This is a genomic window from Variovorax gracilis (assembly GCF_030317115.1).
In the GTDB taxonomy this organism is placed as follows: domain Bacteria; phylum Pseudomonadota; class Gammaproteobacteria; order Burkholderiales; family Burkholderiaceae_C; genus Variovorax; species Variovorax gracilis.
The window spans coordinates 197024-217969 of the sequence record NZ_JASZYF010000008.1; the positions used below are offsets into that span (position 1 = coordinate 197024).

The window sequence follows — 20946 nt, forward strand, 5'->3', positions numbered from 1 at the left end:
GTTCCGCGGTGGTTCTGGGCTCGCGCTTCGATCGGCTGAAACGCCTCGGGGGACGGGGTTGAATGCAGAATTGCGTGGTTCCTGTACGAAAGCGTCCCGCGAACTCCGATCGATGACTGAAAGCAACAAGGCGCTCGACGCCGCCATCGAGCTGTTGCGCACCGCACGGCGTATCGTCGTTTTTTCCGGCGCGGGCCTGTCGAAGGCCTCCGGCATACCGACCTACCGCGATGCCGACGGCCTGTGGATGAACCAGAACGCCGTCCAGTTCTCGCACATCGAAGACCTCGAGCGTGATCCGGCCGGGTTCTCGAGGTTCTGGGCTCATCGCCTCGCCGTCGTCGAGGCGGCCAAGCCCAACCCGGGCCACCTTGCGCTGGCCCAACTGCAGCGCCTGCGCCCTTCGACGCGCCTCGTCACGCAAAACGTGGACGGCCTCCTGACGCTGGCCGGCGGCATGGACGTGCTGGAGCTGCACGGCTCCCTGCGCCGCTGGCGTTGCGATCACTGCGGCAACCGTCGCGGTCCGTGGCTCTTTCAGCGGTGCACGCGTTGCGGCTCGCGCGCACGGCCGGACGTCGTGATGTTCGGCGAGATGCTGAATCAAGGCGTGCTGCTGGACGCCCAGACGGCGGCGCAGGAAGCGGACGTCTTCATCGTCGTCGGCAGCACCGCGGTGGTCTACCCGGCCGCGGACCTGCCGCTACAGGCGCTTTCCACAGGCGGCAGGCTCGTCACGCTCAACATCGAGCCGCTGCACCTGGACGCCTCGGCGTCCGCGGTGCTGAGAGGCGCTTCGGAAGACCTGCTGCCTCGCCTGGTGGCGGGCCTGGGCTATTCCAGCACCACCCTCGGAAAGTAGAACGAGACCACCCAGTTCGGCACATCGACGATGGAGCTGATGCGCAGGTCCGCGCAGACGTTGCACAGCATGTAGGCATCGATCGGCTCGTAGCCATAGCGCAGGCTCAGGAGCTTCCCGCGCAGGTGCTGTAAATGTCGGCACGCGCGTCGTTGCATCCGCTTGTGGCGCTCGGGCGGGCCGCGCAGAATGGCAGGCACCGGCCCTTCCTGGAGGAACAACCCATGAAATCCGTGGCGGAAATTCTCAAGGCCAAAGGCGATTCGACGGTTTATTCCATCGAGCCCACGGCCTCGGTCTTCGATGCCGTCAAGCTGATGGCACAAAAGAACGTCGGCGCGCTGCTCGTCATGGAGCGCGATCGCATCGTCGGCGTGGTGACCGAACGCGACTACGCGCGCAAGGTCGTGCTGATGGCGCGTTCGTCCAAGGACACGCCGCTGCGCGATGTGATGACCGCGGCCGTGATCTACGTGCGGCCCAACCAGACCAGCGAGGAATGCATGGCGCTGATGACGGAGAACCGGGTGCGCCATCTGCCCGTGATGGATGGCGGCAAGCTGATCGGGCTGATCTCGATCGGCGACATCGTGAAGGGCATCATCTCCGAGCAGAACTTCATCATCGAACAGCTGCAGCACTACATCTCGGGAGAGCATCGCTGAGCCGCAGCGCTCCACCCTCATGCCACTGACGCCCGAGGATCTCCAGCGCATCGCGGCGGTCACCCTGGCCCACTACGACCGGGGCGCGGAGGACTTCTGGCTCGCCACGCGCGACCACGACGTGAGCCAGAACATCGCGGCGCTGCTGCAGTTCATCGACGCGTCGCCGCCCTTCGCGATCCTGGACTTCGGCTGCGGACCCGGGCGCGACCTGCTGACGTTCACGCAACTCGGGCACGTGGCAACCGGACTCGAAGGTTCACCGCAACTGGCGGAGATGGCGCGTGCGCAAAGCGGGTGCGAGGTGCTGCAGCAGAACTTCCTCGCACTGGAGCTGCCTCCCAGCCGCTTCGACGGCGTGTTCGCCAACGCGGCGCTCTTTCATGTGCCCGCGCAGGAGTTGCCTCGGGTGCTGCGCGAGCTGCATGCGACGCTGAAGCCGGGCGGCGTGCTGTTCAGTTCCAATCCGCGCGGCGATGGGCAGGAAGGCTGGCGCGGCGACCGCTACGGCGCGTTCCATGATCTGGCGAGCTGGCGCGACAGCATGACGGAAGCCGGGTTCGCCGAGCTGGCTCACTACTACCGTCCGACCGGGTTGCCCTTCGAGCAGCAGCCGTGGCTGGCGAGCGTGTGGCGCAAGCCGGTGAACTAGACCGCCACGCTCAATCGCTCTCTTCACCACCCCGCATGCCGGCTTCCCCGGTCCCGCGCACCAGCAGTTGGCGCAGCCGATCCCGCAGGGCCGGGATGGCCGCCGCAGGGCCCGCCGCGGCTTCCCACTGCCGATAGATCTCGCGTTCCCTCGCCAGGCAATGGCCGAGCGCTGCGAGATTCCGCTCGTTATAGGCCCAGACGCCCTCCACCACGAAGTTGCCCGGCGTCTCGTGATCGGGCCGCGGCGTGATGGTGACGCCTTCGGCGCCGATGTCCTGCAGCAGCGCCGAACGTGCCGATGCGACCTTCATGCCGTCGCCGTGCATTTCGATTTCCCGGCTGAGCGAGTAGCTGATGGTCTGGATGCCGTGGAACTGTTCGGCAAGGTAGGAAGTGACTTCGAGCAGGACCAGGGGGCCGAAATTCCGCCTTTGTTCCTTGACGAACCTGGAGGGCAGGAAGCGCTCGATGTGCACCTCCGTCCCGTCGCGGCTGAGCCTGACCGGGTCGACCGCGCCCAGGTGGACGCTGCCGTCATGCACGTGCATCGGGGCGCCGAGCTCGTAGCGCTCGCCGTCGCGTCCCGTGATGCGAAGTCTCTCGAAAGTCATCGTTCGAGAATGCCACGTGCATCCTGACGCGACGCCCCGGGCGACACGAGGCAATTCCCGTACACCACGAAGACCGCACAAAAACGCAGGAAATCTGCGGCGGTCCGGCGCTCAGGCGGTCATGAGATCGTCAAGAAGCCGGTAGTCGGGCAGGGTGGTGTCGATCGCACGGCCGGCGCGCAGCACCGTGCGATCGAACTGCGTGCGCGCGAGCATCTCCGAATAGTTGCGCGCCTTGAGCACGATCAGGTCTGCAGGCGCCCCGGCCTTCAGCACGCCGCGATCGATGCCCATGATCGCGGCCGGCGTCTCCGTGGCCGCGCGGATCCAGTCGCCGAGCGGGTGGTCCAGGTGCAGGATCTTCACGGCCTGCGTGAAGGTGTCGAGCATGTCGTGGTCGCCGTAGGCGTAGAAGGGGTCGCGGCAGTTGTCGCCCGCCACCGCGACGCGCAGGCCGCGCGCCTTCATCTCGTGCAGCACCGTCACGCCGCGCCAGCGGGGCGTGCGGGCCTCCTGGCTGCGGTCCTGCAGATACATGTTGACGGTGGGCAGGCTCACGATGTCGATGCCCGCGTCCCTGCAGGCGGCGATCGTCTCCTCGATGAACTCGTCGGTCTGCAAGGCGAGGGAGGTCACGTGGCCGCAGAGGATGCGTCCGTCGAAATCCTGCGACACCGCCGTGCGCGCAACGCGGATGAGCGCGCGTGCGTTCGGGTCGGTCGATTCGTCCACGTGCAGGTCGAGGTTCAGGCCGCGCTCGGCCGCGAGCTTGAACACGCGGACCAGCGCTTCGTCCATGTCCGGCGGCATGGTCTCCGCCGGGAAGCGGGCCGAGCGCGTCACGCAGCCGAGCTTGCCGCCGCTCTCGGCCACGATGTCGGCGAGTTGGCGGCCTTCGTCCGTCAGGAAGATGTCGAGGGGCGCGATGGAAGACACCTGCAGGTCGATGCGCCCGGCCCAGCGTTCGCGCATCTCGCGGAACACGGGAAACGAGATCGATGCCTGCGGCGCCAGCGAATCGAGATGCGTGCTGATCGCGACCACGCCCTTGGCATGGGCGGTGCACAGGCCGAACTCCATGCGCCGGCGCACGTCCTCGGCATTCCAGCGCGTGGTGCGGTCGCGCATCGTCGCCAAGGAGGCGCCCGCGCCGTCGCCGGTGAGGTTGGGCTGGCGCGGCCAGATGTGCCCCTTGTCGAGGTGCGTGTGGCAATCGACCATGCCCGGCAGCACCATCGACGCGTCGAGATCGGGGCCGAGTTCGGCGGGCATGGCGCCTGCGGCGTCGATGGCGGCGATACGGCCGTCGTCCACCAGGAGATCGATGGCGGCGAGCCCGTCGTCGGCGTTGCCGGGTAGCCCGGCGGGAACGAGGCACCGGGGAGCGCGCAGGTTGCGCAGGGCGAAGCGGGATGTGGCGGGCGGCTGGAAGAAGGAGTGGGTCATTGCGGAAGGACCGAAAGCAGTTTCCGCGCCCGGCCCGCTACTTGTAGCTGCGTGCGTCCTCGATCACCTTGCCGTCGTTGGGCAGGCTTCCCGGTGCGACCAGCTCCACCGTGCCTCGCAGCTTGGTGACATCGCGGATCGCCTCGCCGATGCGATCGGCCAGGCCCTCGGCCGCCGTGGGGCATTCGAGACGCAGCGTCATGCGGTCGTCGGCCATCTCGCCTTCGACCACCAGCCGCGCCCGCTGCACTTCCGGAAAGCGGCGCGCGATTTCCGCGATCTGGCCCGGGTGCACGAACATGCCGCGCACCTTGGTCGTCTGGTCCGCGCGGCCGAGCCAGCCCTTGATGCGGGCATTGGTTCGGCCGGTGGGGCAGTCCCCCGGCAGCAGGGCCGAGAGATCGCCCGTGCCGAAGCGGACCAGCGGATAGTCGGGATTCAGCGTGGTCACGACGATCTCGCCGACCTCGCCTGCCGGCACGGGGTCGCCGGTGCCGGGCCGCACGATCTCCACGATCACACCCTCGTCCAGCACCAGCCCTTCGCGCGCGCTCGTCTCATAGGCGATCAGGCCCAGGTCGGCCGTGGCGTAGCACTGCACGCCGGTCACGCCACGCTCGGCGATCCAGTCGCGCAGGCTCGGCGGAAAGGCTTCGCCCGACACCAGTGCCTTGGTGAGCGAGGGCAGGGGCACCTTCCTCTCCGCCGCCTTCTCGATGATGATCTTCAGGAAGCTCGGCGTGCCCGCATAGCCCGCGGGCCGCAGGTCGGCAATGGCGTCCACCTGCTGCTCGGTCTGCCCCGTGCCGCCCGCGAAGACGGTGCAGCCCAGCGCACGCGCGCCGCTTTCCATGATGGAGCCAGCCGGCGTCATGTGATAGCTGAAGCAGTTGTGCACCAGCTCCCCGCTGCGAAAGCCCGCCGCGTACAGCGCACGGGCGGTGCGCCAATAGTCCCGAGCCTCGCCCTCGGGCTCGTAGATGGTGCCGGGGCTCGCGAAGACGCGCGTCATCCGTGGCCCGAAACGTATCGCCGAGAAGCCGCCGAACGGATCGCTCGCGCGGCGCTGCTGCTGCAGAGCGAGCAGTTCCGACTTGCGCGTGACCGGCAGCTTCGCCAGCGCCTCGCGGCTCGTGATGTCGTTCGGCTTGACGCCGTCGAGGATCTTCGCGAAGGCCGATGCGGCGGTCTGCGCCTGCATGATCTGCCGAGGCAGCGCGGCCAGCAGGTCCCGTTCGCGCTCGGCCGGCTCTCGAATCTCGAGCTCGTCGTAGTAGTCCTTCGTCATGCCAGCCACCGTTTTCTTCGCTTGTAGCTCTTGACGTCCCTGAAGCTCTTTCGGTCTGCGCCACCCACGCCGAGGTAGAACTCCTTCACGTCCTCGTTCTCGCGCAGGCTCTTCGCCTCGCCGTCCATCACGATGCGGCCGTTCTCCAGGATGTAGCCGTAGTCGGCGAAGCGCAGCGCCATGTTGGTGTTCTGCTCGGCGAGCAGGAAGGTCACGCGCTCCTTCTCGTTCAGGTCCTTCACGATGCCGAACACCTCTTCCACGATCTGCGGCGCGAGGCCCATCGAGGGTTCGTCGAGCAGCACCATGTTCGGGTTCGCCATCAGGGCGCGGCCGATCGCGCACATCTGCTGCTCGCCGCCCGAGGTATAGGCGGCCTGCGAGGTCCGCCGTGTCTTGAGGCGCGGGAAGTAGGTGTAGACCTTCTCCAGCGTCTGCGCGACCGCCGCCTTGCCGTCGGTGCGCGTGTAGGCGCCGGTCATCAGGTTGTCCTCGATCGTCAGGTGCGCGAAGCAGTGGCGCCCCTCCATCACCTGGATCAGGCCGCGCTTGACCAGCTCGGCCGGCGACAGCGCCTCGATGCGCTCCCCGCGCAGCTCGATCGTGCCCTTGGTCACCGCGCCGCGCTCTCCGGCGAGCAGGTTCGAGACCGCGCGCAGCGTGGTCGTCTTGCCCGCGCCATTGCCGCCGAGCAGCGCCACGATGCCGCCCTCCGGCACCACGAGCGATACGCCCTTCAGCACGAGGATCACGTGGTTGTAGATGACCTCGATGCCGTTGACGTTGAGAAGAATGTTGGTTTCGCTCATTGAAGCTCTTTCAAGCGATCGCTACGCTCCCCTCTTCTCGGGAAACACCGCGGACCCGGCTTCGCCGGTCCGCAGGTGTTGCCCCCTGCAAAGGGGGTAGGCGAAAGCGACACGAAGTGCGCGCAGCCTGGGGGTGTACTCAGCTACTACAGTCGGCCACGTCGCGGCGGGTGAGTTTCTTTTCGCCCGCGTACTTCTCGCCCGCGACCTTCACCATCGGCTTGATGATCTGCTCGTCAGCCTGGTACCACTCGGGCGCGACGTTCCACTTGCTGCCGTCCCAGGTCTCGATGCGCGCCCAGGTCGAGCCCATGTGGTCCTGGCACGAGGTGCTGATCGGGCGCATCACGCCGGCGAAGCCCAGCGCATCCAGCTTCTTCTGGTCGAGCGCAAGGTTCTCCAGGCCCCAGCGCACCTGCTCGCCGGTCATGACCTTGCCCTTGCCGAAGCGCTCCTGCGCGCGTCGGACGGCCTCGATGCCGAGCATCTGGATGATCACGCCGCGGGTGTAGAGCACCGAGCCGACCTCTTCCTTCGGCCCCGTGCCCTGGCCCTTGTCGTGCACGTTCTTCAGGATGTCCTGCATCACCTTGGGTTCCGTGCCCGAGGTGTTGAGCGCGAGCGCGTTGTAGCCCTTGGCATTGGCGCCGACGTCCTTCACGTCCGGTTCGGCGCCGGCCCACCACACGCCATACATCTTCTCGCGCGGGTAGCCGGTGGCGACGGCTTCCTTGAGCGCGGTCGAATTCATCACGCCCCAGCCCCAGAGCAGCACGTAGTCGGGCCGCGACTGGCGCACCTGCAGCCAGGCGGACTTCTGCTCGATGCCGGGCGCCGCGACCGGAATCAGCGACAGCTCGAAGCCGTTCATCTTGGCGCGCTCCTGCAGCAGCGGGATCGGTTCCTTGCCGAAAGGCGAGTCGTGATAGACCAGCGCGATCTTCTTGCCCTTGAGCTTGTCGGCGCCGCCTTCCTTCTTGGCAATGTGCTGGATCAGGATGTCGGCCGCGGTCCAGTAGCTGCCCATCAACGGGAAGTTCCACTTGAACACGTTGCCGTCCTGCGAGGCCGACAGGCCGTAGCCCAGCGTGATCAGCGGGATCTTGTCGACGGGCGCCTTGTCGGTCAGTGCGAAGGTGATGCCGGTCGCCTGCGGGTCGATCAGCGTCGCGCCCTTGCCCTTGAGGCGCTCGTAGCATTCGACGCCCTTGTCGGTGGCATAGCCGGTTTCGCATTCCTCGAAGCTGATCTTCACGCCGTTGATGCCGCCGGTCGCATTGATGAGCTTGATGTAGTCCTGCTTGCCGTTGGCCCAGGGCGTGCCATTGGGTGCATAGGGGCCGGTGCGGTAGACCAGCAGCGGAAAGAACTGCTCCTTGGCCTGCGCCTGCGCGAGCGATGGCGCGATCATCGCGCCGAGGGTGCTGGCCGCCAGGGCGGCGGTCACAGCGAGCGATTTCAGTTTCATGCCAGTCTCCTTCAATTGGGCACGCGATCGTGCAGGTTGGAATGTGGGGCAAGGTCGAGCAGCCAGATCCGTCGAAGCGCGCTGCCAGCAGCACCACGGAACCGGCCTTGCCGGGCCGCAGGTGCTGCCCCCTGCAAGGGGGTGGAGAGCGACACGAAGTGCGCGGGCCTGGGGATGTGCATATCTAGTGGGGGAAGGGCCAGAGGCGGAGCTTTTCCTTTGCCGTCGACCAGAGTCTTGCGAGGCCATGCGGCTCCACGATCAGGAAGAACACGATGAGCGCGCCGAAGATCATGAATTCGAGGTGCGACGCCAGCGCCGTCGAGATCGAGATGCCGAACCAGCCCGGCAACTGGTTGAGCAGGATCGGCAGCAGCACGATGAAGGCCGCGCCGAAGAAGCTGCCCATGATCGAGCCGAGTCCGCCGATGATCACCATGAAGAGCAACTGGAACGAGCGGTCGATGTTGAATGCCGCCGGCTCCCACGTGCCCAGGTGCACGAAGCCCCACAAGGCGCCTGCCACGCCGACGATGAACGAACTCACCGCGAAGGCCGAGAGCTTGGCGTAGACCGGACGAATGCCGATCACCGCGGCGGCCACGTCCATGTCGCGCATCGCCATCCATTCGCGGCCGATCGCGCTGCGCACCAGGTTCTTGGCGAGCACCGCGAAGACCACCAGCAGCGTGAGGCACAGCAGGTATTTCTGCACGGCGGTCTCTACCGGAAACCCGAAAAGGTTGAGCCCCGAGGCGGTCACGGAGCCGGACGACGAATTGTTGGTGAGCCAGTTGATTCGCAGGAAAGCCCAGTCGACGAAGAACTGCGCGGCCAGCGTTGCCACCGCGAGGTACAGCCCCTTGATGCGCAGGCTCGGGATGCCGAAGAGCACGCCGACGGCTGTCGAGCACAGCCCGCCGAGCAGCAGCGACAGGATCAGCGGCATGCCCTCGATGCGCACATGGAAGTTGTAGGCCGCGTACGCACCCACGGCCATGAAGGCGCCGGTGCCGAGCGAGATCTGTCCGCAGTAGCCCACCAGGATGTTCAGTCCCAGCGCAGCGAGCGCGAGAATGAGGAAGGGAATCAGGATCGCCCGGAACCAGTACTCCGGCGCGGTCAGTGGCACCACGGCGAAGGCGAAGACCAGCAGCGCGAGCATCAGCACGCGGTCTTGCAGGATCGGGAAGATCTGCTGGTCGGCGCGGTAGCTCGACTTGAACTGGCCGTTCTCGCGATAAAACATCTCAGTGCCTCCGGTGCGCCGTGACGGCCATTCCAGGAATACCGCGGAACCGGCTCCGCCGGTCTGCTGGTATTGCCCCCTGCAAGGGGGTGGGCGGCCACACGAAGTGGGCAAGCCTGGGAGTGAGCTTCATACTCTGTCGATGATTTTTTCGCCGAACAAGCCCTGCGGCCTGACGAGAAGGAAAACGAGCGCCAGCACGTAGGCGAACCAGATCTCGATCCCCCCGCCCAGCATCGGGCCGAGGTAGATCTCCGACAGCTTCTCGCCGACGCCGATGAGCAGGCCGCCGATGATGGCGCCCGGTATCGACGTGAGCCCACCAAGGATCACCACCGGCAGCGCCTTCAGCGCCACCAGCGACAGCGAGAACTGCACGCCCAGCTTCGATCCCCAGATGATCCCCGCCACCAGCGCAGCGAAGCCGGCGACCGACCAGACGATGACCCAGATGCGGTTGAGCGGAATGCCGATCGATTGCGCGGCCTGGTGGTCGTCGGCCACCGCCCGCAGCGCGCGGCCGGTGGATGTCTTCTGGAAGAACAGCGCCAGCACCACCACCAGCGCGGCGGCGACCAGCGCGGCGATCAGGTCCTCGCGGCTCAGCAGCAGCCCGCCCTGGAAGGTGTTCTCCAGCACCATCAGAGGCTCCTTGGGCATGCCGACGTCGATCTTGTAGATATCGTTGCCGAAGAGCGTCTGGCCCAGTCCGTCGAGGAAGTAGGCGATGCCGAGCGTGGCCATCAGCAAGGTGATGCCTTCCTGGTTGACCAGCTTGCTCAGCACCAGCCGCTCGATGAGCCAGGCCACCGCGATCATCACGACCATCGCGGCAACGAAGGCCAGCACGTTGGCGAGCACCAGGCTCTCGAAGCCGAGCCACCGCGGAATCCATTCGGCGAAGCGCGCCATCGCCAGCGCAGCGAACAGCACCATCGCCCCCTGCGCGAAGTTGAAGACGCCCGAGGCCTTGTAGATGAGGACGAAGCCGATCGCGATCAGCGAATAGAGCATGCCGACCATGAGGCCGCCGAAAAGCGTTTCGAGGAAAAAGCCCATGATTACGTTCCCACCCCCGTTGCTTGCTCGCTGCGCGTAGCCGCCTCTCCCCTGCGAGGGGGCGCCGCCAGCGGGCCGGCGAAGCCGGTTCCGCGTCGGCCGCTCGAAGCAGTTGGATCGGCGAATGGTCTTGTCATGCTCAATGCTCCACGCCCAGGTACGCGCGGACCACGTCGGGATTGCCGCGCACCTCATCCGGCGTCCCGTCGCCGATCTTCTTGCCGTAGTCGAGCACCACCACGCGATCCGAGATGTCCATGACCACTCCCATGTCGTGCTCGATCAGCACGATGGTCGTGCCGAATTCGTCGTTCACGTCCAGGATGAAGCGGCTCATGTCCTGCTTCTCCTCCACGTTCATGCCGGCCATGGGCTCGTCGAGCAGCAGCACCTGCGGCTCCATCGCAAGTGCGCGGCCGAGGTCGACGCGCTTCTGCAGGCCGTAGGGCAGCCGCCCCACCGGCGTCTTGCGATGAAGCTGGATCTCGAGGAAGTCGATGATGCGTTCGACGAACTCGCGCTGCGCCAGCTCCTCGCGTTCGGCCGGGCCCCAGCGCAGCGCCTGCGCCAGCAGGCCGCTCTTCATCTTGAGATTGCGGCCCGTCATGATGTTGTCGAGCACGCTCATGCCCTTGAACAGCGCCAGGTTCTGGAAGGTGCGCGCCACGCCCATCTCGGCCACCTGGCGCGAGTTCATGTGCTTGAAGTGCTGGCCGCGAAAGGTGATGGAGCCCTGCTGCGGCTGGTAGACGCCGTTGATGCAGTTGAGCATGGAGCTCTTGCCCGCGCCGTTGGGGCCGATGATCGCGCGCACTTCGTGCTCGCGTACGTTGAAGCTGATGTCCGTCAGCGCCTTGACGCCGCCGAAGCTCAGGCTGATGTTCTGCACGTCGAGGATGACCTCGCCGATCTTTCGGTTCATTTCGGCCCCCACGCTCGGCACTTCGTGTTCTCGCTGCTCCCCGAGGGGGCGCGGGCTTGCCTGGGACGGCCCGGCGCTGCGCTCGTCATGCTGCCGCCTTCATCGGGGCGAAGCACTTGGCCTCGACGATGTTGAGCGTGGCGCTCACCACACCGGTACGCCCATCCTCGAACTTGACTTGCGTCTCGATGTATTGCTCCGACTTGCCGCCGTAGAGCGCATCCACCAGCACCGCGTACTTGCCGGCGATGAAGCCGCGACGTACCTTGCGCGTGCGGGTGAGTTCGTCGTCGTCCGGGTCGAGTTCCTTGTGCAGCACCATGAAGCGCGCGATCTGGGTGTCGGCCATGCCTTCTTCGGCGGCGAGGTCGGCATTCACCTTGGCAATGCAATCCGCCACCAGTGCCAGCACGTCGGGCTTGCCTGCGAGGTCGACGTAGCCGCCATAGGCCAGGCCGCGTCGCTCGGCCCAGTTGCCCACGGCCTCGTAGTCGATGTTGATGAAGGCGCAGACCTGGTCGCGCTCATGGCCGAAGCACACGGCCTCCTTGATCTGCGGAAAGAACTTCAGCTTGTTCTCGATGTAGTTGGGCGCGAACATCGCACCCGCCGCAGCGCCGCCCGGCGCGGCCATGCGACCCACGTCCTTGGCGCGATCGATGATGCGCAGATGGCCTTCGGCATCGAGCACGCCTGCGTCGCCCGTGTGGAAGTAGCCGTCGGAATCGAGCACCTCGGCCGTGGCATCGGGCCGCTTGTAGTACTCCTTGAGCACTGACACGCCACGCACGAGCACCTCGCCATCGGGCGCGATCTTGAGTTCGATACCGGGTGCCGCGCTGCCCACGGTCTGCAGCTTGACCTTGCCGTCCTGCTGCAGGCACACGTAGGCGCAGGTCTCGGTCTGTCCATAGAACTGCTTGAGGTTGACGCCGATGGATCGATAGAAGCGGAAGAGATCGGGCCCGATCGCCGCGCCCGCCGTGTAGGCCACGCGGATGCGGCTCATGCCGAGCACGTTGCGCAGCGGTCCGTAGATCACGAGGTTGCCTAGCGCGTACATCAGCCGGTCGCCCAAGCCGACCGATGCGCCATTGAGGATGTCCGCGCCCACGCGCCGCGCCAGCGCCATGAACCTGGCATACAGCCAGCGCTTGGGCGCGGCGGCGTCTTCCATGCGGATCGACACCGCGGTCAGCAATCCCTCGAAAGTGCGCGGCGGGCCGAAGTAGTAGCTTGGCCCGATCTCGCGCATGTCGTTCATCACCGTCTCTGCCGATTCCGGGCAGTTGAGCGTGAAGCCGCCGACCAGCCATTGCGCGACCGAGAAGAGATGGTCGCCGACCCAGGCCATGGGCAGGTAGCTCATGATGTTGTCGCCGGGCCCGAGTTTGTCGGTCTCCACGCCGCCCCGGCCCGCTGCGATGAAGCTCGCATGCGTCTGGCACACGCCCTTGGGACGGCCCGTGGTGCCGGAGGTGTAGAGGATCACGGCCACGTCGCCGGGTTCGCCGGCGGCCACGCTCTGGTCGAAGGCGCCCGGATGCGCGGCGTCCCAGGCGCGGCCGAGTTCGCACAGCTTCTCGTAGCCCATGAGGCCCGGCTGGTCGTAGTGGCGCAGCCCGCGCGGGTCGTCGTAGATGATGTGGCGGATCGAGGGCCGCGTTTCGCGGCATTCGAGCAGCTTGTCCACCTGCTCCTGGTCTTCGGCGATCACGAACTCGACCGAGGCGTCCTCCAGCATGAACACCATCTCGCCGGCCACCGCGTCCTGGTACAGCGGCACGGGCACGCCGCGCATGCTTTGCGCGGCGACCACCGCCATATAGAGATGAGGGCGATTGGCGCCGACGATCGCGAGGTTGTCGCCTGCCTTGAAGCCCAGGCTTGCCAGCCCGCAGGCGAACTCGCGCACCTCGCGCGCGACCGCCGCCCAGTTCCAGGTCTGCCAGATGCCGAGGTCCTTTTCGCGCACGGCCGGCGCGTCAGGTTGCTGCTTCGAATGCTCCAGCAACAGGCGAGGAAAGGTGTTGGCTGTGGTCTGCACGATGGGGCGGACTGTAGAACCAACTTTGACGCCAACTTGTCGTTACGACGACAATCCTAGGGACACTACTCCCCGGAGTTTCCCGATGCCGATCGGCAGTGACAGCGGCACCTCATCGATCCGCGACCGCGTGCGTCCGGCCACCGCCGACGAACTCGACAACATCCCCTGGCTGCGCACGCTGGCGCCCGTCGAGCGCCGTCGCGCCGAAGTGGCGGTGGTGGTCGGCGACGCCGAGCCCGGCGACCTGGTCTGCCGCATCGGCCGCCCGCCCACCTACTGGTTCGGCGTCGTCGAAGGGCTGCTCAAGATGAGCAACGACAACGCCGACGGCACCTCGATGACCTACAGCGGCCTGCCGCCCGGCGGCTGGTTCGGCGAGGGCACGGCGCTCAAGCGCGAGCCTTACCGCTACAACATCCAGGCATTGCGGCGCAGCGTGGTGGCGGGGCTGCCCGTGGATGACTTCCACTGGCTGCTCGACCACTCGATCGGCTTCAACCGCTTCGTGATGAACCAGCTCAACGAGCGGCTGGCCCAGTTCATCGCCGCGCGCGAGGCGGACCGGTTGAACAACCCGGACGCACGGGTCGCGCGCAACCTGGCGGCGCTGTTCAATCCGGTGCTGTTTCCCGGCGTGGGCGAGTTGCTGCGCATCACGCAGCAGGAGCTGGCCTATCTCATCGGGCTGTCGCGCCAGCGTGTCAACGAAGCCTTGCGTACCTTGCAGGCACAGGGCGCGATCCGCGTCGAATACGGCGGGCTGCGTGTGACCGACCTCGAAGCGCTGCGCGCGAACGGAATGGCGGGGAAGGGTGCGGCCTAGGAACTACGCGTCGACAGGCAGGGTCTCGCGCACCAGCTTGTCGTCGGCATAGGGCCGGAGGTAGGCGGCCGTTTCCTCGACCGGGCAGTGCAGCCAGTCGTCGATCCATGCATCGCGCAGGATGACGGTGCGGCGGCGTTCGGGTTGCTCGGTCGCAGCCAGGGTCAGCAGGGCGAAGCTCTCGACGCACTCGCCGGCGGGCGAACGCCAGCCGTTCCACAGGCCGGCCAAGGCGAGGGGCTCGCCATCGGCTCGCGATACGCGCACCACCGAATCCTCGGTGTCGCCGGGCTGGAACAGGCAGTCCGCCAGGATCACGCAACGGTGGCCGCGCTTCCAGGGTTGGTAGAAATTGCGCTCGGCGGAGGCGGTCTCGCCGCGGGCCTCGTGCGTGTCCTGGTCCTGGCCGTCCTTCGAGAAAAGCGGGATCAGGCCCCAGCGCCCGGGGGCGATCTGGAATCGCTCCGGCGGAATCTGCTGGCCGACGCCATCCGCCCGGGGGCGTCGCACGAAAACACCCTGCTGTCCCGGCCGGACGATCGCGCCGTCGGGATCGCAGGCAATACCGAAGCGCTGCGCGAAATGTCTTGGCTCGCTCGCTGCTTGGTAGTGGGTGGGCATGGCCGGGAATGTAAGAAGGGCGGACGATTCTAGTCAACACGCCGATACCATCGGGTCGGCGCGGCACCGTCGCCCGCAAGACCTTTCTCACGAAATCGCCCATGACTTCATCTCACCTTACCGTCATCACCGGCGCATCGCGCGGCCTGGGCCGCGCGATGGCCGAGCAGTTGTTGCAGCCCGGCCGGCGTCTGCTGTGTATTTCGCGCCAGAGCGACGAGCGGCTCGCCGCGCTTGCCCGCGAGGCCGGCGTCGAGCTGGAGCAGTGGCAGCAGGACCTGGCCGACCCGGTCGCGGCGGCCGCGCGCCTTGCGGCCTGGCTGCAGGGACTGGACGCGCAGCGCTTCGACAGCGCAACGCTCGTCAACAACGCCGGCACCGTCGGGCGCCCGCGGCCCTTGTCGGAAGCCGTGGCCACTGAACTGGCGCAGGCGCTGCGCGTGGGGCTGGAAGCGCCCATGCTGCTGACCTCCGCCTTCCTCGGCGCGACCAAGGGCTGGCGCGCCGACCGCAAGGTGCTCAACATCTCGTCGGGCCTGGGCCGCAACGCCATGGGCAGCCAGGCGCCCTACTGCGCCGCCAAGGCGGGCATGGACCATTTCTCGCGCGCCGTCGCGCTCGAGGAGAAGGGCGTGGGCGGCGCCCGCATCGTGTCGCTCGCGCCCGGCGTGGTGGACACCGACATGCAGGTGCAACTGCGCGAAAGCGAGCCTGGCATGTTCCCGGACTACGTGCGCTTCCAGAAGCTGAAGGCCGAAGGCCTGCTCGATTCGCCGGCCTCCGCCGCCGCGAAGATCCTCAAATACCTGGACCGCGTGGATTTCGGCAGCAATCCCGTTGCAGACGTGCGCGATCCCGCCTGACTATTGCATCGTGAAGCGGTCGCGCGTGGCGCGCGCGCATTCGTTCATGACGGTCAGGCCGCGAAGCACCGCGTCATTGCCGATGACGAAGGGATTCGGCTGCAGCCCGGGCTGCTGGCGCAGCGCCTCGAGCCGCGGCAGCGCGTTGTCGTAACCCGAATGGTTCGACAGCAGCACATCGACTTTCTGCTCCTTCGCCACCGTGCTCATGCGCTCGGTGGCCTGGATGTAGCTGTCGAGCCGCGGGATGTCCTTGCCGAAGTTGAAGGCCGTGCCGCCCCAGAGCAGGGTGCGGTAGCTCCGGCCGCCCGATTTCACGTCGAACACCGGCGTGATCGTTCCCATCGTGTGGCCCGGCGTGAGGTAGACCGTGACGGTGGTGTCGCCCAGCGTGATGCGATCGCCGTCCTTGACGGCCAGGTCGCGCTGAGGCGGGGCGCCCCAGAGCGGGGTCGTGAACTCAAGCTGGGTTTCGGTCATCTTCCAGTCGACTTCGCTCATCACGATGCGTGGCCGGTACTTCTGCACGAGGTATCTGGCGCCGCCATAGTGGTCGCCGTGCCCGTGCGTGACGATCACGTACTTGATCTGCGCCGGGTCGAGCCCGAGCTTGCGCATGCCGCCATCGATCAGCGCCGTGGCCTCGGCCTCGTTGTTGAGGGCGTCGATAAGGATGATGCCGTCCGAAGTCTTGATGGCCCAGGCGCTGACCCAATCGGCGCCGACGTAGTAGAGATTGTCGAAGGCCTTGCCGGGCGGGGGCGGCGGCTTGTTGATGAGGGCCGCGATGCCCCGGTCCGCCTCGGCTTGGGGCGGCCTGGTGGCGGGTGCCGGCTTGCAGAGCACCAGCAAGGGCTGGAGGTCCGTGCCCGCGGCCTGCGTGGCTGCAGCAACGTGCGCTGAAACGGTGGACTGAGAAGCCGGCTGGGCGCAACCCGAGAGGATCGCGGCAAGGACACATGTGCCGACCAGGGGCCGGATGCTGGATCTGTTCGTCAAGAGCGATCTCCTCGCCGGTGCCCGGCTTGATGGTTCGAGACCGCGATTCTGCGACGTCTACTCGATCGTTGCACCCGAGTCGTGCACGATGCCGCGCCACTTCTGGTAGTCGGTCTTCAGCAGCGTGCCGAACTGCTCCGGCGTCATGCTCTGCGGCTCCGCGCCCTGCGCGATGATCGCGGCCTTCATCTCGGGCGTCGCGAGCAGCTTGTTGACCTCGGCGTTCACCGTCATGACGATCTCCTTGGGCGTGCCCGCGGGCATGAAGAGGCCATACCAGGTGCTGACGTCGAAGTCCTTGTAGCCCAGCTCGGCCACGCTGGGAACATCGGGCAGCGAGCTGCTGCGGCGCAGCGAGGTCACGGCCAGCGGGCGCAGCTTGCCCGACTTGATCTGGCCCATGGCCGAGGGCAGCGAGGACACCATCAGGTCCACGTTGCCGGCCAGCACGTCCATCATCGCGGCGTTGGAGCCCTTGTAGGGCACATGTCGCATCTTGATGTTGGCAGCGGTCTTGAAGATCTCGCCGGCCAGGTGGATGGTCGTGCCGTTGCCGGGCGAGCCGTAGGTGATCGAATCGGGCGCCGCGCGCGCGGCGTTGACGACGTCGGCGAGCGTCTTGAACTTCGATTCGGTGCGGGTGACGATCACCACCGGCGTATAGGCCACGTGCGCCACGGCGGTCAGGTCCTTGGTGGGGTCGTAGCTGAGGTTCTTGTAGAGCCAGGGCGCGACGACCATGTTGTCCTTCTGGCCCATCACCATGTCGTAGCCGGTGGGAGCGGAGCGCACGGCCTCGGCGATGCCGATGGTGCCGCCCGCGCCGGCGCGGTTGTCGGGCACCACGGTCCACTTGCTGGTTTCGGTGAGCTTGTTCGCGACCAGGCGCGAGAGGATGTCGGTCCCGCCTCCGGGCGGGAAGGGCACGACCATGCGGATCGGCTTGGTCGGGTAGGGCTGGGCCTGTGCGGCGGCGGCAAATGCCAGCCCCAGGGCGACGGAGGTGATGAGCTTTCGGATCATGGGATGTCTCGTTGTGTCGAGGCGCCGCCGAGGTGCGGCGCTATGCGCCGGCAGTGTGCCCGACCGAGACAGCGCGGGTGCTCGCAATTCGAGATGGCCGCCGTATCGAACGGCGAGTCCCGCGAGAGCGGCGCTCAGTGGATGGTGGGCGGACCCAGGTCCTCGGCGGGGTCGACGTATGCCGTGACGATGGGGGTGCTGCCGGCATTCGCGCCGCGGTCGTCGGCGCGACGCTGCAGCGCCGCGATGCCGGCCATCATGGCCGCGCCGTAGGTCGGCATCGGCCCGGCGGCGGCGTCGATCGGGCGGCAGTCGCAGCCGTCCTGCTTCTGCAGCACCCAGTAGAAGTGGCCGGCGATCGGTTCGTCGACGACCAGTGCGATTGCTTCGGTGTCCATGGCGGTGATCCCTTTCGTCACTTCGGATGCAAGGGTTGTACGCATCGCGCGGCCGGCCGGATAGCAACGAATTCACGGCGCCGGGGCCGTCATTGCAAAAGCGCGGGCATGTGTGGAATACGCACACCTTCCAGAGGGCGCCGGGCGGGCAACGGGCTGGCATTTACGCTTTCTTTACAGCCTCTGCCCGACTCTCTTCCCCCTTTTTACGCACGGCTGCCGAAACTGGATGCCTTGTCTCGCATGCAGGAGTGACAGATGGACATCGTGTGGATTGCCGCCCTGCGCCGCATGGGCATCAAGACCGTGATGAGCCCTTGCGCTCGATGCGCAACCTTCTCCTTGATCGGCGATCGATGAGATAACCTGCGGCGCCGCCAATGAACGACGACGCCCGACCCGACCCCGACGCGCTTCTGGCCGAGCTGCGCGCGGAGGAGCATCGCGCGCAGCGCGGCAAGCTGCGCATCTACTTCGGTGCCAGCGCAGGTGTCGGCAAGACCTGGGCGATGCTGAGCGCCGCGCAGCGCGAACATGCCGCGGGGCGCGACGTGCTGATCGGCGTGGTCGAGACGCACGGCCGCAGCGAGACCGCGGCATTGCTCACAGGCCTCGACGCGCTGCCCTTGCGCGAGGTGGCCTACCGCGGCCGCCAGCTCGCCGAATTCGATCTCGATGCCGCGCTCGCACGCAAGCCGGCCGTGCTGCTCGTCGACGAACTGGCGCATTCGAACGCGCCTGGCTCACGCCACGCCAAGCGCTGGCAGGACGTGCAGGAACTGCTCGCGGCGGGCATCGAGGTCTGGTCGGCGCTCAACGTCCAGCATCTGGAAAGCCTGAACGGAACGGTCGGCGCGATCACCGGCGTCCGCGTGCACGAGACCGTGCCCGACACCGTGCTCGACGAAGCCGACGAGGTGGTGCTGGTCGACGTCACGCCCGACGAACTCACGGCCCGGCTGTCGGCCGGCAAGGTCTACCTGCCGCAGCAGGCCGAGCGCGCGGCGCAGAACTTCTTCCGCAAGGGCAACCTCATCGCGTTGCGCGAGATCGCGCTGCGCCGCACGGCCGAGCACGTGGAAGACGACGTGCGCGGCTGGCGCGTGGAGCAGTCGGGGCCGCAGGGCGATGGCGGCCCGCCGGCATGGAACACCTCGGGCGCGATCCTGGCCTGCGTCGGCCCGCACGAAGGCGCGGGGCAGACCGTGCGCACGGCGGCCCGGCTTGCGGGACAGCTCAACGTGCGCTGGCACGCGGCCTATGTCGAGACGCCGCGGCTGCAGCGCCTCGATGCGGCGCAGCGCGACCGCATCCTCGCCGTGCTCCAGTTGGCCGAGGAACTCGGCGCCGAGACGGCGGTGCTCACGGGGACCGACATCGCGGAGGAACTCGCGGCCCAGGCGCAGCGCCTCAATTGCGCGACGCTGGTCGTGGGCCGTGCCGAGCCGGCGCAGGGTTGGGCGTGCTGGTGGCCTTCGCCCCCGCTGGCGCGCGAACTCGCAGGCCATGCGCCAGGCGTGGACATCGTCGAGGTCGCCCGTGCCGACAGTTCGCGCCGCCTCGCGCACGCTCGTCCGGGCGGGCGGCGGGGAGATCCGGCGGTCGAAGACGCCGACCGCCCGCGTGCGCGCTGGCCCGGCTATGCCTGGGCGGCGGCCACCAGCGTCGCGATCACGCTGCTGGCGACGCCGCTGGTCGGCGTGCTGGAACTGGCCAATATCGTCATGCTGTTCCTGCTCGGGGTGGTGGGCGTGGCGATGCGCTTCGGACGCGGTCCGGCCGCCTTCGCCGCGATGCTCAACGTGGCGGCCTTCGATTACTTTTTCGTCTCGCCGCGGTTGTCGTTCGCGGTCAGCGACGTGCAGTACCTCGTGACCTTCGGCGTGATGCTCGGCGTCGGCCTGCTGGTCGGCCAGTTGACGGCGGGGCTGCGTTTCGCGGCGGGGGTGTCGTCGAGCCGGGAACGCAGGGCGCAGTCGCTGTTCGAACTGACGCGCGAGTTGTCCGCCGCGCTCGAAAGCGCCCAGGTCGCCGCACTCGGTGCTGCTGCGGTCCAGGGGCATTTCGGCGGCCGTGCGCAGGTGCTGGTGACCGATGCCAATGACCGCCTCGTGATGCCGGCAGAGCCCCCGCCGGGCTTCGACGCCAGCGTGGCCGACTGGACCTTCCGGCAGGGCCAGCCGGCCGGCCTCGCGACGGCCACGCTCGCGGCGCAACCCTGGCACTACACACCCCTGAAGGCCCCGATGCGCGTGCGCGGCGTGCTCGCGCTCGAACCCGCCCAGCCGCGCTGGCTCTTGATCCCGGAGCAGGCGCAGCAGCTCGACACACTGGCCCGGCAGATCGCGATCGCGCTGGAGCGCGTGCACTACGTCGAGGTCGCGCAGCAGGCCGTGGTCGAGATGGAATCGGAGCGGTTGCGCAACGCGCTGCTCGGGGCCATCTCGCACGACGTCCGCACGCCGTTGACTGCGCTGATCGCGTTGGCCGAATCGCTGCAGACCTTGCCCGATGGCACCGACGACCAGCGTGCCGCGGCGCGCGCCATCGTCGCGCAGGCGCACCAGCTTCACGCGCTGGTGAGCAACCTGCTGGACATGGCGCGGCTGGAAAGCGGCATCGCTGGCGGAGCCGTCAACCTGCGGCGTGACTGGCAGTCGGTCGAGGAAGTGGTGGGCTCTGCCATTCGCGCCGCGCGGCCGGCGCTGGGCGACATGGCGGTACAGACCGCGTTGCCCGCGGAATTGCCGCTGGTCGAGTTCGATGCGGTGCTGATTGAGCGCGTGCTGGTCAACCTGCTGGAAAACGCCGGCAAGTACGGCGCGCCGCCCATCGCCGTCGGCGCGCATGTCACCGACCGCGCGCTGGTGCTGAGCGTGCGCGACCACGGTCCGGGCCTGCCGCCATCGCTCCGTGGTCGCGAGCAGACGCTGTTCGACAAGTTCACGCGTGGGCAGGCAGAGTCGGCCACGCCCGGCGTCGGTCTGGGGCTGGCGATCTGCAAGGCGGTGGTCAGCGCGCACGGCGGCGCGATCACGGCTGCCAACGCGGCAGGCGGGGGGGCAGAATTCACCGTCACGCTGCCGCGCCGTGCGCCACCCGAGCCGGCAGAGTCGAGCGACATTTCCATCTGAGA

Annotated in this window: 20 protein-coding genes; 6 read left to right on the forward strand and 14 right to left on the reverse strand. The window is 67.4% G+C overall.

Annotated features, from left to right (window positions below; translation table 11 throughout):
- Positions 1 to 112 precede the first annotated feature (112 nt).
- Complete coding sequence (locus QTH97_RS17870; RefSeq protein WP_286569716.1) at positions 113 to 862, forward strand: SIR2 family NAD-dependent protein deacylase; 750 nt, start codon at positions 113 to 115, stop codon at positions 860 to 862.
- On the opposite strand, the gene QTH97_RS37005 is transcribed toward QTH97_RS17870, so the two are convergent.
- Entirely contained in the window at positions 835 to 1062 is a 228-nt protein-coding gene (locus tag QTH97_RS37005) for an acetamidase/formamidase family protein (RefSeq protein ID WP_353655642.1), read from the reverse strand. The genes QTH97_RS17870 and QTH97_RS37005 overlap by 28 nt on opposite strands.
- Positions 1063 to 1086: 24 nt before the next feature.
- Between QTH97_RS37005 and QTH97_RS17880 the strand changes: the two genes are divergently transcribed.
- Positions 1087 to 1527, forward strand: a complete 441-nt coding sequence (locus QTH97_RS17880) for a CBS domain-containing protein (protein ID WP_286569717.1) — start codon at positions 1087 to 1089, stop codon at positions 1525 to 1527.
- A 19-nt stretch (positions 1528 to 1546) separates the two neighbouring features.
- The gene (locus QTH97_RS17885; RefSeq protein WP_286569718.1) at positions 1547 to 2179 is read left to right on the forward strand and encodes a class I SAM-dependent methyltransferase; all 633 of its coding nucleotides are present in this window, start codon (positions 1547 to 1549) and stop codon (positions 2177 to 2179) included.
- 10 nt (positions 2180 to 2189) lie between these two features.
- Here the strand turns inward: QTH97_RS17885 and QTH97_RS17890 are convergent, their stop codons facing one another.
- The 9 genes from QTH97_RS17890 to QTH97_RS17930 all read right to left on the reverse strand — a co-directional run bounded on the left by QTH97_RS17890 (position 2190) and on the right by QTH97_RS17930 (position 13080).
- Complete coding sequence (locus tag QTH97_RS17890) at positions 2190 to 2792, reverse strand: hypothetical protein (RefSeq protein WP_286569719.1); 603 nt, start codon at positions 2790 to 2792, stop codon at positions 2190 to 2192.
- Between the two features lie 111 nt (positions 2793 to 2903).
- Positions 2904 to 4238: a cytosine deaminase gene (locus tag QTH97_RS17895; RefSeq protein ID WP_286569720.1), complete on the reverse strand. Its 1335-nt coding sequence runs from the start codon at positions 4236 to 4238 to the stop codon at positions 2904 to 2906.
- A 37-nt stretch (positions 4239 to 4275) separates the two neighbouring features.
- Positions 4276 to 5526 carry a phenylacetate--CoA ligase family protein gene (locus tag QTH97_RS17900; RefSeq protein ID WP_286569721.1) on the reverse strand — a complete coding sequence of 417 codons (1251 nt, stop codon included), beginning with the start codon at positions 5524 to 5526 and terminating at the stop codon, positions 4276 to 4278.
- Positions 5523 to 6335, reverse strand: coding sequence for an ABC transporter ATP-binding protein (locus QTH97_RS17905; protein ID WP_286569722.1), 813 nt, complete (start codon positions 6333 to 6335; stop codon positions 5523 to 5525). Before QTH97_RS17905 ends, QTH97_RS17900 begins: the two co-directional genes overlap by 4 nt.
- 139 nt (positions 6336 to 6474) lie before the next feature.
- Entirely contained in the window at positions 6475 to 7803 is a 1329-nt protein-coding gene (locus QTH97_RS17910; RefSeq protein WP_286569723.1) for an ABC transporter substrate-binding protein, read from the reverse strand.
- Positions 7804 to 7987: 184 nt separating this feature from the next.
- Positions 7988 to 9052: a branched-chain amino acid ABC transporter permease gene (locus QTH97_RS17915; RefSeq protein WP_286569724.1), complete on the reverse strand. Its 1065-nt coding sequence runs from the start codon at positions 9050 to 9052 to the stop codon at positions 7988 to 7990.
- A 129-nt stretch (positions 9053 to 9181) separates the two neighbouring features.
- Positions 9182 to 10111: a branched-chain amino acid ABC transporter permease gene (locus QTH97_RS17920; RefSeq protein ID WP_286569725.1), complete on the reverse strand. Its 930-nt coding sequence runs from the start codon at positions 10109 to 10111 to the stop codon at positions 9182 to 9184.
- A gap of 139 nt (positions 10112 to 10250) precedes the next feature.
- Positions 10251 to 11033: an ABC transporter ATP-binding protein gene (locus QTH97_RS17925; protein ID WP_286569726.1), complete on the reverse strand. Its 783-nt coding sequence runs from the start codon at positions 11031 to 11033 to the stop codon at positions 10251 to 10253.
- An 85-nt stretch (positions 11034 to 11118) separates the two neighbouring features.
- A complete protein-coding gene (locus tag QTH97_RS17930) occupies positions 11119 to 13080 on the reverse strand; it encodes an AMP-dependent synthetase/ligase (RefSeq protein WP_286569727.1) in 1962 nt (653 codons plus the stop codon).
- A gap of 85 nt (positions 13081 to 13165) precedes the next feature.
- Here QTH97_RS17930 and QTH97_RS17935 point away from each other — a divergent pair, with 85 nt between their 5' ends.
- Complete coding sequence (locus QTH97_RS17935) at positions 13166 to 13906, forward strand: Crp/Fnr family transcriptional regulator (RefSeq protein ID WP_286569728.1); 741 nt, start codon at positions 13166 to 13168, stop codon at positions 13904 to 13906.
- 3 nt (positions 13907 to 13909) lie between these two features.
- Here QTH97_RS17935 and QTH97_RS17940 read toward each other — a convergent pair whose 3' ends face one another.
- Positions 13910 to 14527, reverse strand: a complete 618-nt coding sequence (locus tag QTH97_RS17940) for an SOS response-associated peptidase (protein ID WP_286569730.1) — start codon at positions 14525 to 14527, stop codon at positions 13910 to 13912.
- Between the two features lie 101 nt (positions 14528 to 14628).
- Between QTH97_RS17940 and QTH97_RS17945 the strand changes: the two genes are divergently transcribed.
- Complete coding sequence (locus QTH97_RS17945; RefSeq protein WP_286569731.1) at positions 14629 to 15390, forward strand: SDR family NAD(P)-dependent oxidoreductase; 762 nt, start codon at positions 14629 to 14631, stop codon at positions 15388 to 15390.
- Here QTH97_RS17945 and QTH97_RS17950 read toward each other — a convergent pair whose 3' ends face one another.
- The 3 genes from QTH97_RS17950 to QTH97_RS17960 form a co-directional block, all read right to left on the reverse strand.
- Positions 15391 to 16389: an MBL fold metallo-hydrolase gene (locus tag QTH97_RS17950; RefSeq protein ID WP_286569732.1), complete on the reverse strand. Its 999-nt coding sequence runs from the start codon at positions 16387 to 16389 to the stop codon at positions 15391 to 15393.
- Between the two features lie 57 nt (positions 16390 to 16446).
- Entirely contained in the window at positions 16447 to 17412 is a 966-nt protein-coding gene (locus tag QTH97_RS17955; RefSeq protein ID WP_286569734.1) for a Bug family tripartite tricarboxylate transporter substrate binding protein, read from the reverse strand.
- 134 nt (positions 17413 to 17546) lie between these two features.
- Positions 17547 to 17810, reverse strand: coding sequence for a hypothetical protein (locus tag QTH97_RS17960; protein ID WP_286569735.1), 264 nt, complete (start codon positions 17808 to 17810; stop codon positions 17547 to 17549).
- Positions 17811 to 18190: 380 nt separating this feature from the next.
- Between QTH97_RS17960 and QTH97_RS17965 the strand changes: the two genes are divergently transcribed.
- Positions 18191 to 20944, forward strand: coding sequence for a DUF4118 domain-containing protein (locus tag QTH97_RS17965; protein ID WP_286569736.1), 2754 nt, complete (start codon positions 18191 to 18193; stop codon positions 20942 to 20944).
- Positions 20945 to 20946: the final 2 nt, after the last annotated feature.